Origin of the sequence: uncultured Deefgea sp., assembly GCF_947072475.1 — a bacterium.
Classification (GTDB): Bacteria; Pseudomonadota; Gammaproteobacteria; order Burkholderiales; family Chitinibacteraceae; genus Deefgea.
Genome location: NZ_CAMTIA010000019.1, coordinates 43517 through 55519, shown reverse-complemented (window position 1 = coordinate 55519; position 12003 = coordinate 43517). Strand labels below are relative to the sequence as shown.

Sequence of the window (12003 nt, the reverse complement as noted above, 5' to 3'; positions counted from 1 at the left end):
AAGCACAAGCTAAAAAAGCTTCTGGCGCTTCTGTAGCTTCTGCTGCACAAAAAGCTCAAGCTAAAAAAGCTTCTGGCGCTTCTGTAGCTTCTGCTGCACAAAAAGCACAAGCTAAAAAAGCTTCTGGCGCTTCTGTAGCTTCTGCTGCACAAAAAGCACAATCTAAAAAAGCTTCTGCTGTAGCTTCTAAAGCTTCTGCTGCTCAAAAAGCACAATCTAAAAAAGCTTCTGCTGTAGCTTCTAAAGCTTCTGCTGCTCAAAAAGCACAATCTAAAAAAGCCTCTGCTGTAGCTTCTAAAGCTTCAACTGTTGCAGCTAAATAATTAGCCGCATCGTTGTAAACAAAGGGGACGCGCTAGCGTCCCTTTTTGCGTTGTGGATTGGATCGATATGATAATTGAAGAAAAAATCGCCGTTGCATTGGGCTTAACTTTAAGCGCCTTCACGCTCATCGGCGCCGTGGCGCTGGCATTTAATCCACCCCGATTAAACACCGCCAAACCGATAGCGAGCGTGCCGGTTGCCGAATTTGTGCGTGCTGCGAGCATGCCAGACAAACAAAATCCCGAACTCTCTCGGCAGCAGCAGATGCTATTTTTTGGTACGGATGACCGCTTGGTGATTCCAGCGCCATATCCTGCGCCATTTGCTGCCATTGGCCAGCTCACCACCAAAAATGATTACAACTGCACTGCTACGTTGGTCGCTCCTGATTTAGCGGTGACTGCGGCGCACTGCTTTATGATGGAAGCGCGTAAGCCCGATGCTGGTTTATGGTTTAAAGCTGGTTTTCATCAGGGCGAATATCAAGCCAAATATCAAGTACTCGATCAAGTGTTTCATCCGGCGTTTAAACGCGGATTGCAATACAAAGGCAATGATGTGTATATCTTGCCGCAAGCGGCTGAATACGATATTGCTTGGTTAAAAGTAAAGCTGGTTGAAGGCGTAGCACCCGCGCCAATGCCTTTGTTTAAAGGCGAACGAGCGGCTTTAGAGCTGGCGTTTAAAACGGCGAATATGCAGCTCAATCAAGGCGGTTTTGCTGAAGATCACGATCAATTACTCACCGTGCATCTGGCTTGCAGCCTAACTCAATTTCGTCAAAACAATACCTTGTTTCATCGCTGCGACACCTTATCGGGTGATTCTGGATCGCCAATTTGGCTCACCACCGCTAACGGCCCACTGTTGGTCGGCGTACAAAGCTCGGCACCAGATTGGTTTAATCGCCAAAAAGCGGACAATGTCGGCGTGAGCGTCTTGCAATTGCCTACGCTATAAACACTTGCGGCGATTCAATAGGCCAGTTGAAATAGCTTGTAGGTATATGGCAGCAAGCCATATTTAGTATGTTTTACAGCCATATACCCATGTTGCTAAGCGCATGGCTTGGCGAGCAGCCTCAGCCAGCTGCCTGCAAACAGGTCGCATTGATCGCATTGATCGCATTGACCGTAATTGCCGCACTTGCCAGCCCTTAGGGTTTGGCTGCGGCTTTTTTAAATCAAGTCAGCCTGACACTGCGTTGAAAAACGCTTGCATAGAATGACTATGCCACGCGTCTTTCGCCTTGTTTCAGGCCAAAATCAGCACAAACGCGATCCGCAAACCAAACGTCAACAGACCCTAGGGCCTTTCCGCTACAATTGAAGCAAATCTTTAATGGAGTCATCGATGGATATCCAACAATATATGCAAGACGTTGGCCGCGCTGCGCGTGCTGCCAGCCGTTTAATGGCCAAAGCCAATACCGGCGCCAAAAATGCCGCACTGAATGCGATTGCTGATGCCATCGAGCGTGATGCCGCGCTTTTGCTCGCTGCCAACCAACAAGATATGGATCAAGCGCGCGCGGATGGTTTGGATGCCGCGATGCTCGATCGCTTGCAACTCACGCCAAAAACCATCGCCACAATGGCGCAAGGCTTGCGTGAAATGGTGGCGCTGCCCGATCCGATCGGCAATATGAGTGATTTTAAATATCGTCCGAGCGGGATTCAGGTCGGCAAAATGCGCGTACCACTGGGTGTGATCGGCATTATTTATGAGGCGCGCCCGAACGTGACCGCGGATGCGGCGGGACTGTGTATCAAATCGGGCAACGCGACGATTTTGCGCGGCGGCCGTGAGGCATTTAATTGCAATCAAGCGATTGCGGCCTGCGTTAAAGAGGGTTTATCTGCCGCTGGTTTGCCAGCGAGCGCAGTGCAAATTATCGAAACGCCAGACCGCGCTGCGGTTGGTGAACTGATTACGATGAATGAATTTGTCGACGTGATTATCCCGCGCGGCGGCAAAGGCTTGATTGAGCGCATTAGCCGTGATGCCCGCGTGCCAGTAATTAAGCATTTGGATGGTATTTGCCATGTGTATATCGACAATGAAGCCGATCCAGTAAAAGCGGTTCGTATCGCTGACAATGCTAAAACGCATCGCTATGCGCCGTGTAATACCATGGAAACGCTGCTGGTCAATGAAGCCATTGCTGCGTCGATCTTGCCACCAATTGCCGCGATTTATCGCGAAAAAGGCGTAGAAATGCGCGGTTGCTTAGCCACACAAGCGATCTTGCCAGATGCTTTGGCGGCGACAGAAGCCGATTGGCGTACCGAATATTTAGCGCCGATTATTGCCATTCGGATTGTTGATGATCTGGATCAGGCGATGGATCACATCAATACCTATGGCAGCCATCATACCGATGCCATCGTGACCGAAAACTACACTAAATCACGACAATTTTTGCGTGAAGTGGATTCGGCTTCGGTGATGATTAACGCGTCAACGCGCTTTGCTGATGGTTTTGAATATGGTTTAGGCGCTGAAATCGGCATCTCAACCGACAAAATCCACGCCCGTGGTCCGGTGGGTTTAGAAGGGCTGACTAGCGAAAAATGGATTGTGTTTGGCGATGGCGAGATTCGAGTTTAATTGATGAGCGTGCCTGCTGAGCTACTCGCATTGCGCGAGCAAATCGACGCGCTCGACCAGCAATTGTTTGTGCTGCTGGCCGAGCGTTTTAAAGTCACCGCCCAAGTGGGGGTATTAAAAAAACAGTGTCAGTTACCCGCGCAAGACGTGGCACGCGAAACGGCACAATTGCAAAAAATACAGCGTTTGGCGAGCGAAACTGGCCTTGATCCCGATTGGGCACTGCGTTTGCAGCGATTGATTTTGGATCAAGTCGTTATGCAGCATCAGCAGTGCTGATTGAATTTAAGTATGCAAAAAATCGGCATTTTTGGCGGTACGTTTGATCCCATTCATTATGGGCACTTGGCTTTGGCGCGCTGTATGCGCGATCAATTGCAGCTCAATGAAGTACGCTTAATCCCCACCGGTTTACCGCCGCATCGGCCGATATCGCCCGTGTCCCCCGCGCAGCGTTTGGCGTGGGTGAAGGCGGCGATTGCCGGTGAAGCGGGTTTGCTGGCCGATGATCGAGAAGTGCGTCGGGCTGGTTTCTGTTACACCTTGGATACCTTGCGCGAGATTCAAGCAGAAAATCCGCAAGCCTTGCTGGTTTGGTTAATTGGCGCTGATTCTTGGCAGCATTTACCAAGCTGGCATGCTTGGCGTGAATTATTGGATTTGGGGCATTTACTGATCGCGGCGCGGCCTGAGTTTGATATTGACGTGGAAAATTCACGCTTAAGCCCTGATTTAGCAGAAGAATTTGCCAGTCGGCACGTAATAGCCAACACCGATACACTGTCTCGGGGTAAAATCAGTTTATTATCCAGCCCGCTTATGCCTATCTCGTCGACGCAAGTGCGTGATTTATTATCACGCGGGGAAGATGTTTCAGCGCTCACCCCCGTGTTCGACCTGTTAGATCAAAGTGGGCTTTACCGTTAAATGACAAGCTGCACCGTAGTTGACCAATTTGAATTGAAAAAGCGGCTGTGGCTGTGAAGCTTTTATAAGGAAATACAATGACAGAATATGTCGACGCAATGCGTGATATCGCCGTTTTGGCGCTTGAAGATATTAAAGGCAAAGAAATCCAAGTTTTGGATACCATCACACTGACTGATTTATTCGATTGCATGATCGTTGCGACCGGCGAATCAAACCGTCAAGTGCGTGCATTGGCTAATAATGTCGCCGTTGAATTGAAAGCCAAAGGTTACGAAATCCTCAGCACCGAAGGTGAAGAGACTGGCGATTGGGTCTTGGTGGATGCCGGTAGCTTGATTGTGCACGTGATGTTGCCTGCAGTGCGTGATTATTATGACCTTGAGCAATTGTGGGGTGGTCAAAAACCAACCTTCAACCCAATGGGTAAGGCTTGGTCAGCAGTTTAATTGCTGCACAAGGTGAGTTTCAGCTTTGCTGGACTCGCCTTTTTTTACGCCTGTGTGGTTCAGACGCAGGCCGATTTTGCGCAAAAGTTTGATCAGACAGTGTCGCCGCCGCAGACCGTACATTCAGTACGACTGGGCTAACGACGCGGCGCGAAATTGAGTTATGCCACAGATGCCGATCCGGCATTATATCTATATAAGCAAATGATCTTTTTTATTCGCTTAATATTCCGTACAGTTCATCCATTCCCAGATCATCTTGATTGTAGGCGCTATGAATACTTTGTCCGAAGCAAGGCTGACGCACTTAAAGCAGCTTGAAGCCGAATCGATCCACATCATTCGTGAAGTGGCCGCTGAATTTGAAAACCCCGTCATGCTGTATTCCATTGGCAAAGATTCTGCCGTGATGCTGCATTTAGCTAAAAAAGCCTTTGCGCCGGGCAAACCACCGTTTCCGCTGATGCACGTTGATACCACTTGGAAATTCCAAGCAATGTACCAGCTGCGTCAAAAGCAGATTGAAGACGGCTGGAATTTGATTACCCACGTGAATCAAGAAGGTGTTGCGGCTGGGATTAATCCGTTTACTGCGGGTTCGGCCAAGCACACCGACGTGATGAAAACCGAAGGTTTGAAGCAAGCGCTAAATAAATACGGTTTTGACGCCGCTTTTGGTGGTGCACGCCGTGACGAAGAAAAATCTCGTGCCAAAGAGCGCGTGTATTCGTTCCGCGATAAAAACCATCGTTGGGACCCAAAAAATCAACGTCCAGAGCTGTGGAATATCTACAACTCGAAAGTCGACAAAGGCGAATCGATCCGTGTATTCCCGATTTCGAACTGGACTGAGCTCGACATCTGGCAATACATCTATATGGAAAACATCGAGATCGTGCCACTGTATTTGTCAGAAGAGCGCGAAGTGGTTGAATACAACGGCTCGCTAATCATGATCGACGACGATCGCATTTTGCAATATCTAACGCCAGAGCAAAAAGCGACGATCAGCAAAAAATGGGTGCGTTTCCGTACGCTTGGTTGCTATCCATTGACGGGTGCCGTGGAGTCAAAAGCCGCTACCTTGCCTGAAGTGATTCAGGAAATGCTGTTGGCAACCACCTCCGAGCGCCAAGGCCGCGCCATTGACCATGACTCATCTGGCTCGATGGAAAAGAAAAAAATGGAAGGCTACTTCTAAGACCAAAATCTGACGCAGAGACGCAGAGGCGCGGAGAAAACCAAACTTGGACTCCGTTTTTCCTCTGTGTCTCTGCGCCTCTGCGTTGAAAGGTTTTTATCATGTCAAATCAATCAGAACTCATCGCCAGCGATATCTTGGCGTATTTGAAGCAACACGAAAATAAAGACATGCTGCGTTTTATTACTTGCGGCAATGTGGATGACGGTAAATCGACTTTGATCGGTCGTTTGCTGCATGACTCAAAACTGATTTTTGAAGATCACCTCGCGGCGATTCAAAAAGACAGTCAAAAATTTAACACCACCGACCAAGAAATCGACTTGGCGCTGCTGGTCGACGGCTTGCAAGCTGAGCGCGAGCAGGGCATTACCATTGATGTGGCTTATCGTTATTTCAGCACTGAAAAACGTAAATTCATCATCGCTGATTGCCCAGGCCATGAGCAATACACGCGCAATATGGCCACCGGTGCTTCAACGTCGGATCTGGCCATTATCTTGATCGATGCGCGTTACGGCGTGCAAACGCAAACGCGTCGCCACAGCTTTATCGTGTCGCTACTCGGCATCAAGCAAGTCATCGTTGCCGTGAACAAGATGGATTTGGTGGAATTTAGTGAGGCGCGTTACCAGGAAATTTGCGCGCAGTATCTGGATTTTGCCAAAGATTTGGCGATTGAAGATATCGAGTTCGTGCCATTGTCAGCTTTGCGTGGCGATAATGTGGTGAATGAATCGGAAAAAACGCCGTGGTACGAAGGCCAAACTTTGATGGGCTTGCTCGAATCAGTCCAAATCAATAAAAGCGGCAAACTCGATGCCTTCCGTTTGCCGGTGCAATACGTCAATCGCCCGAATCTGGATTTTCGTGGTTTCTGCGGCACGATTGCGGCGGGTCATGTGTTACCGGGTGACGAAATCATTGCACTGCCATCAGGCAAAAAATCGACAGTTAAAGCGATTGTGACGTATGAGGGCGAGCAGCCAGCCGCATATTCAGGCCAAGCGATCACGTTGACGCTGGAAGACGAAATCGATATTTCTCGCGGCGATATGATTGTTCGCGCGCAAGATGCGCAGCCGCATGTCGGCAGTGCCTTTGACGCACATGTGGTGTGGATGAACGAAGCGCCGTTGGTGGTTGGCAAGGAGTATATGGTCAAGCTCGGCGGCAAACAATGCTTTGGGCGCATTACCTCCATCCAGTATCGTATCGACGTCAATAGCCTTGATCATCTGAATGTGCAAGAACTCAAGCTCAATGAGATTGGTTTGGTGCGTATCGATTTGACCGCGCCGATTGCATTCGACACTTACCGCGAATGCCGTGGTACGGGCAATTTGATTATTATTGATCGTTTAAGCAACGCCACATCTGCCGCCGGTATGATCCATGCGCCAGCCGTGGCTGCAGTGGCTGAAGTCGATGAGTTGACGCGTTTACGTGCTTTTGAGGCCGATTTGAATGTGCTGGTTCGCAAGCACTTCCCGCATTGGGGCGCAAAAGACATCTTGGATTTACTGAAGTAATTGCCGAAATTTTTAAGCATTCAACCCGCGTTATCGCGGGTTTTTTTATGGCGATGCGGTGAGCGCGGCGAAAATGATGTGGATTAAATTCGCAGCGAAAGCTTACCGAATGTAGATTCAGCATCTAAACTGATGCAATGAGTTTACCTGCTGACGCGCCAAGAATAGGAATACTAAAGATGTCGCTGGCCATTGATTTTTATTTTGACTTTTCCTCGCCTTATGGTTATATCGCCTCCCAATTGATTGAGCCCCTCGCAGAAAAATACGACCGATCGAGTCGTTGGCATGCGATTGTTTTAAATGATAATTTTCAATCGATGGAGCGGATGAAACTGGCCGGCAATATGATGCGCACCGATTATATTAAGCGCGATGCTCAGCGTTTGGCGGCTTATTACGGCATTGCTTATCAAACGCCGTCTTTAGTTGGCGTGAATACCGAGCAAGCAGCACGGCTGTTTCATACCATTCATGATCGTGATCCGCAGCAAGGCACGGCTTTTGCCAGCTTGGTGCTGAAGGCTTATTTTGTCGAAAACAAAAACATTGCTATCTTAGAAGAGCTGCAAGCGCTGGCAAGCCAAGTGGATATTTCTGCAGCAGAATTTCACGAGGCCTGCAGTAATCCAAGCAGTCGTGCTCGGGTCAAGGCCGAGGTCGATATGGCTGAGGCGCGCGGTGTCTTTGGCTCGCCATTTTTTATGGTGGGAGGCGAGCGCTTTTGGGGTAATGATCGCTTGCCGCAACTTGAGCGCTGGCTGGCTACTGGGCCATACTAGCGCTCCACCGCAGATGCGGCTTAGTCGCGCGTTAATACTTCTAATAATTCAATTTCAAAATACAAATCAGAATTGGGTTTGATATGCTCGCCAATTTGGCGCTCGCCATAGGCCAAATGCGCGGGAACGAATAACTTTCGTTTGCCGCCGACTTGCATCCCCATCAGTCCTTGATCCCAGCCTTTAATCACGCGACCGGTGCCAATGACGCATTGAAAGGGTCGACCCTTAAGGTGTGAAGAATCAAACACCGTGCCGTCAAGCAAAGTGCCGGTGTAATGGGTGGTAATCAACGCACCTTTGACAGCGGCCTTGCCATCACCGACGATGAGGTCTTCGATAATGAGTTCTGTGGTCATAGTCTTTGAATTCATGAGTAAATAAAAATCGGTATTGCAGTGCTGCAATCTTTAACGTTTGGCAAAGGCTAAAGCGCCACCTACGGCAAAAAAAGCCAGCCCACAGCTGCGATTAAACGCTTTAATTCTTTGGCCGCTGGCCAGCCAGCGCGCTAGCGACATGCCACCCAAGGCATAAATCAGTTGCCAACTAAGCTCAATCACAAAAAAGCTACTGAGTAAAATCAGCCATTGCGAGCCTTGCGGCAAACTGGGGTTTAGAAACTGCGGCAAAAAAGCGCCGGCAAATAAAATGGCTTTGGGATTGGATAAGGCGATCGTCAGGCCAGTACGAAAACGGGCGCGCGCAGTATCGGCGTTGGCATTCGGCAGCGACAGTTGGCTACCGGCATGCCAGCATTGATAGCCTAAATACAGTAAATACAGCGCACCGACTATTTTTAACGCGGTAAATAACAGCGCCGAAGTCGCCAAAATGGTACTGACTCCCATGGCCGAGGCACTCAGTAGCAAGGCCAAGCCGACAATGGTGCCAGCCATTGTCGCCGTTGTTGCCCGCCAGCCATAGCGGGCGCCATGGCTAATCATCAGCAACATATTGGGCCCGGGCGTCGCCGAGATAAAACAAGTGGTGGCAATAAAAGCCAACCAAATCTGCAAAGACATTTTTGATCTCCTGAGGCGCTGTTGGCCTTGGCTGGCCCGTACCACCAACACCAGAGGGCAAGCTAAGACCAATAGGCTATGGGTATTGCTCTGGGGCTTTTTTTGCATAAAGGCTGTAGCAAAATACCCCATTATATGGATATTTAGCTACGGCCTTTCCAAGTGGTGTTGCAGTTGTTTTGCAGATATTTAAAAGCGCGTTCCATATACAGATCCGGAAACTCAGGGTCTTTATTGGCAAGAGCCGTGTCTGCGTCTTCTTTTAAATCATTAAGCCAAAAATCGGTCAACTCTTCGCGTAATTCAACCGGCACATGCTGCTCGATAAATTCAATCACTGCCGCATTGTTGAGGCCCTGTTCGCGCAGCGCTTGCACCATGGCGCTGGCTTCGCGTTTGAGCATGGCTGATTTGACTGGTTGACCCGTCGCCACCAATAAAAACAGCGTGGCAATCACGCTATTGTCGTCGTTATGGCTAATGCGCTGCCAATTTTTGGCAATGGCTTCATCGTATTCACTAATCGCATCAATGCCGCCATGGATGTAGTAATGGGCCAGATTCAATTGCTTGCTGCGAATTTTGGGCCATTCTTGGGCGATAAATCGCGCCATCTCTGTTTGGGCGATTTGCTCGATTTTTGGCGGCGCATCGCTAAAAAACAACGCGAATCGCTCAGGATTTTCGCTGATTTTTTTCGGTTTAAGCGCTTTAAGCAAAGCATCAAACTCACTGCGTTTGGGCCGCTTCATCGCGGCTTTCGGTGTCAAAATCAACAGCATCGCGGTGTTGATCAGTTGCTCGGCATCGCAAATTTCTTCGCTGGCTAATCGCAGTTTTTTGGCCAGCCAAAAGCCAAGATCCAGCTGGTTTTGAATCGCTTGTCCTCGCGCTAATTGCGCTTGGTAGTCGGGCCACGAAATCTGCGATTCACGGCTCATTTCATTGAGAAACGATTGCTGCTCGTCGCTGGACGCTGGGTCATGCTGCAGTAGCAAGGTTTCTTTGGGCATGGCGTGCAGGCGGCGCAGCATATCGGCGCCTTGTTTCGAGTGCGATAGTAACGAGTTATTTTGCAAAGACTGCGCGCCAATTTGCACATCACCTTGAGCGTGGTCTTCAAGGTAAATGCTGATCAAATTGGTGATGCGGATAATCGCTAGCTCAAGATCGGGGCGCAGATAGGCCGTGCCAAAATAATTGGCAATCTGCACCATGCCCTTGGCTAAATCAGCTTGAATCGTCGTTTGCCGTTCAGCACTGATGATGCCGTGCTGAACGCCGTAGACAAAAGCTTTATCAAAAAAGCGGCGTGAGTCAAACGCAGTGACGGTGGTACTGATGCTCATATTAAATTGCCGACTCCTCAGTATCATCCGTTTTGCTAATTGCCTGCATCAGGCTTTCGAGTGCGCTATCGCTAATCGGTTTGCTGCGACGCTCATTGCGCATTGCTTGCATTAAAGCGCGGCCTTGTAATTCGCCGATGAGTAATTCAAATTCATCAGGAAGCTCGTGAAACAGCAGCCAAATGGTTTCTTTCCAGTCGTTATCAGCCACTTCTGAGCGGGTATAGCTCCAGTTGGTTTTATCCAAAATATGTTCCAGCGAATGAAACACATTAAAAAACTCGCGAATTTCATCGCTAGTGCTATCGCCATCATCCGATAAAAATGGCAGCGGGGTGGTGGTATTGCTGGCGTGCATCACAAAGTTGAGCACGTCTTCTAAACGGCCATAAAAATAATCCGCCATCGTCTCAACGCCACCGGCTGCTTTAAAAATCGGCTCAAGATACTCGCTGGTTAAATCGGGATTTTTATAGATCACCGCATTCATCATGCCGCGCATTTTGTCTTTATTGCGCTCGCCATAGTGCTTATCGAGTACGACTGCGCGGGCAAATTGCTCCGGGGTGACCATCATGCTCAATAACGATTCTTTGGAAGAATCATATTCGCGCATAATGGCCAGCAAATCTTTGGGCGCAACATCGCCCAAAATTTGCATCAGCGCCGTATCGCCGTGTTGATCGGCAATATCGGACAGCACTTTTTCGGCGCCTAAAATATCGCCAACCAAAATGAGTTGTGAGGCATTGATAATTGCTGGATGCATGATCAGTCCTTTTGCAGCGTTGAATTTAGGTAGCAAGAGCCAATGGTCAACCGACGCTCGTCGGTACCGATTGCGGCCACTTATTTGCGCTCTGATTCGTGCGATTCAAAACCTTGTTCTGATAACCAAGATGCGCCAGAATCTTCTAAATCACCCATCTGCCCGCCATCGTCGTCTGAATTGTAAACATCGTGATCGTCGTCAATTGATTCTGACTCGGCATGGCTCTCAGGCGCGCTGCTGTAGTGGCCGCCTTTGATTCGCAAATATTCCAGCGCAGCGGCGATGACTAAAAATTGCTCGCCACCATCGGCCGCAACCGCTGCTGCAGTGTATTGCTGCGCCCAATCGGCGATCGTGAGATTGTCTTGCAATTGATCCCAAGAAATAAAATCGTCGCCATCAGGCTCGCTAATGATGAGTGCTTTCATCATGGCCGGTGAAGTAAAGCTAAATGCATTGTAGAAAACCACCGCCACCATTTCAGGGCTGAATTCAATCATCGGCAATAGATGAGCAAATTGTTGGCGTTTTTCATTCAGGCGTTTTTTTAGCGCCGGACGACCTTCTGAATCGGTCATTAAGTCATCGAGCTCGGCGTCGTAAACGGGCATTAATTCGGCAAAAAAGGGAGAGATATTCACTGAAACAAACCTTGTAGATATTTGGCGCTAATCTCTTGGGCAATAGCCAAAGGATCATCAATTAAGCTGCGCTGACGATAATCATCGTAAGCTTTACGTTTTTCGCTATCAGATAGCACTTCATAAGCAACTTGAATTTCTCGAAAACGTGCCGCTGCATCGGGTGCGGCGTTTCGATCAGGATGAAATTGAGTCGCATTGCGGCGGTAGGCCGCTTTAATCAGTTCGATGCTGGCATTGGGCTGAACACCCAGCTGTGCATAATGATCGTGTAAAGACATCAAGTAACCTCAATTTGTAGAGGGTGATCTTGTGAGCCAGCAAACAAAAAGCCCACTTCTTGCGAAGCGGACTTTGAAATTGATCACTGGGAGCGCCCAATTTGCTGAGG

15 protein-coding genes are annotated in these 12003 nt (G+C 49.0%); 9 read left to right on the top strand and 6 right to left on the bottom strand.

Annotated elements, in window-relative coordinates:
* The 9 genes from Q0V82_RS08500 to Q0V82_RS08460 all read left to right on the top strand — a co-directional run.
* The coding region (locus tag Q0V82_RS08500) for a hypothetical protein (RefSeq protein WP_297574693.1) at positions 1–323 on the top strand (323 nt) is incomplete at its 5' end.
* 67 nt (positions 324–390) lie between these two features.
* The gene (locus Q0V82_RS08495; RefSeq protein ID WP_297574691.1) at positions 391–1284 is read left to right on the top strand and encodes a serine protease; all 894 of its coding nucleotides are present in this window, start codon (positions 391–393) and stop codon (positions 1282–1284) included.
* A 393-nt stretch (positions 1285–1677) separates the two neighbouring features.
* Positions 1678–2934 (top strand): glutamate-5-semialdehyde dehydrogenase, encoded by a 1257-nt coding sequence (locus Q0V82_RS08490; protein ID WP_297574689.1) that lies wholly within the window; start codon positions 1678–1680, stop codon positions 2932–2934.
* Between the two features lie 3 nt (positions 2935–2937).
* A complete protein-coding gene (locus Q0V82_RS08485) occupies positions 2938–3213 on the top strand; it encodes a chorismate mutase (RefSeq protein ID WP_297574687.1) in 276 nt (91 codons plus the stop codon).
* 12 nt (positions 3214–3225) lie between these two features.
* Positions 3226–3861, top strand: coding sequence for a nicotinate-nucleotide adenylyltransferase (gene nadD / locus Q0V82_RS08480; RefSeq protein WP_297574685.1), 636 nt, complete (start codon positions 3226–3228; stop codon positions 3859–3861).
* Positions 3862–3938: 77 nt separating this feature from the next.
* Positions 3939–4310, top strand: coding sequence for a ribosome silencing factor (gene rsfS, locus Q0V82_RS08475; RefSeq protein WP_297574683.1), 372 nt, complete (start codon positions 3939–3941; stop codon positions 4308–4310).
* Positions 4311–4584: 274 nt separating this feature from the next.
* A complete protein-coding gene (cysD, locus tag Q0V82_RS08470; protein ID WP_297574681.1) occupies positions 4585–5511 on the top strand; it encodes a sulfate adenylyltransferase subunit CysD in 927 nt (308 codons plus the stop codon).
* Positions 5512–5612: 101 nt separating this feature from the next.
* The gene (cysN, locus tag Q0V82_RS08465; protein ID WP_297574679.1) at positions 5613–7043 is read left to right on the top strand and encodes a sulfate adenylyltransferase subunit CysN; all 1431 of its coding nucleotides are present in this window, start codon (positions 5613–5615) and stop codon (positions 7041–7043) included.
* A gap of 179 nt (positions 7044–7222) precedes the next feature.
* On the top strand, positions 7223–7825 hold the full coding sequence (locus Q0V82_RS08460) for a 2-hydroxychromene-2-carboxylate isomerase (RefSeq protein WP_297574677.1): 603 nt from the start codon (positions 7223–7225) through the stop codon (positions 7823–7825).
* 20 nt (positions 7826–7845) lie between these two features.
* Here the strand turns inward: Q0V82_RS08460 and Q0V82_RS08455 are convergent, their stop codons facing one another.
* From Q0V82_RS08455 to Q0V82_RS08430, 6 genes are all read right to left on the bottom strand, one after another.
* Positions 7846–8184, bottom strand: a complete 339-nt coding sequence (locus Q0V82_RS08455) for an FKBP-type peptidyl-prolyl cis-trans isomerase (RefSeq protein WP_297574675.1) — start codon at positions 8182–8184, stop codon at positions 7846–7848.
* A 51-nt stretch (positions 8185–8235) separates the two neighbouring features.
* Positions 8236–8850, bottom strand: coding sequence for a LysE family translocator (locus Q0V82_RS08450; protein WP_297574673.1), 615 nt, complete (start codon positions 8848–8850; stop codon positions 8236–8238).
* A 143-nt stretch (positions 8851–8993) separates the two neighbouring features.
* On the bottom strand, positions 8994–10199 hold the full coding sequence (locus Q0V82_RS08445) for a hypothetical protein (protein ID WP_297574671.1): 1206 nt from the start codon (positions 10197–10199) through the stop codon (positions 8994–8996).
* A 1-nt stretch (position 10200) separates the two neighbouring features.
* A complete protein-coding gene (locus Q0V82_RS08440; protein WP_297574669.1) occupies positions 10201–10968 on the bottom strand; it encodes a hypothetical protein in 768 nt (255 codons plus the stop codon).
* 80 nt (positions 10969–11048) lie between these two features.
* The gene (locus Q0V82_RS08435) at positions 11049–11612 is read right to left on the bottom strand and encodes a hypothetical protein (RefSeq protein ID WP_297574666.1); all 564 of its coding nucleotides are present in this window, start codon (positions 11610–11612) and stop codon (positions 11049–11051) included.
* Positions 11609–11893 carry a DnaJ domain-containing protein gene (locus Q0V82_RS08430; RefSeq protein WP_297574663.1) on the bottom strand — a complete coding sequence of 95 codons (285 nt, stop codon included), beginning with the start codon at positions 11891–11893 and terminating at the stop codon, positions 11609–11611. The genes Q0V82_RS08435 and Q0V82_RS08430 overlap by 4 nt, the downstream gene beginning before the upstream one ends.
* Positions 11894–12003: the final 110 nt, after the last annotated feature.

Excerpts from the sequence above, each read along its gene's own strand:
- Q0V82_RS08495 (WP_297574691.1), top strand. The coding sequence starts at position 391 with ATGATAATTGAAGAAAAAATCGCCGTTGCATTGGGCTTAACTTTAAGC.
- Q0V82_RS08490 (WP_297574689.1), top strand. The coding sequence starts at position 1,678 with ATGGATATCCAACAATATATGCAAGACGTTGGCCGCGCTGCGCGTGCT.
- Q0V82_RS08485 (WP_297574687.1), top strand. The coding sequence starts at position 2,938 with ATGAGCGTGCCTGCTGAGCTACTCGCATTGCGCGAGCAAATCGACGCG.
- nadD (WP_297574685.1), top strand. The coding sequence starts at position 3,226 with ATGCAAAAAATCGGCATTTTTGGCGGTACGTTTGATCCCATTCATTAT.
- rsfS (WP_297574683.1), top strand. The coding sequence starts at position 3,939 with ATGACAGAATATGTCGACGCAATGCGTGATATCGCCGTTTTGGCGCTT.
- cysD (WP_297574681.1), top strand. The coding sequence starts at position 4,585 with ATGAATACTTTGTCCGAAGCAAGGCTGACGCACTTAAAGCAGCTTGAA.
- cysN (WP_297574679.1), top strand. The coding sequence starts at position 5,613 with ATGTCAAATCAATCAGAACTCATCGCCAGCGATATCTTGGCGTATTTG.
- Q0V82_RS08460 (WP_297574677.1), top strand. The coding sequence starts at position 7,223 with ATGTCGCTGGCCATTGATTTTTATTTTGACTTTTCCTCGCCTTATGGT.
- Q0V82_RS08455 (WP_297574675.1), bottom strand. The coding sequence starts at position 8,184 with ATGACCACAGAACTCATTATCGAAGACCTCATCGTCGGTGATGGCAAG.
- Q0V82_RS08450 (WP_297574673.1), bottom strand. The coding sequence starts at position 8,850 with ATGTCTTTGCAGATTTGGTTGGCTTTTATTGCCACCACTTGTTTTATC.
- Q0V82_RS08445 (WP_297574671.1), bottom strand. The coding sequence starts at position 10,199 with ATGAGCATCAGTACCACCGTCACTGCGTTTGACTCACGCCGCTTTTTT.
- Q0V82_RS08440 (WP_297574669.1), bottom strand. The coding sequence starts at position 10,968 with ATGCATCCAGCAATTATCAATGCCTCACAACTCATTTTGGTTGGCGAT.
- Q0V82_RS08430 (WP_297574663.1), bottom strand. The coding sequence starts at position 11,893 with ATGTCTTTACACGATCATTATGCACAGCTGGGTGTTCAGCCCAATGCC.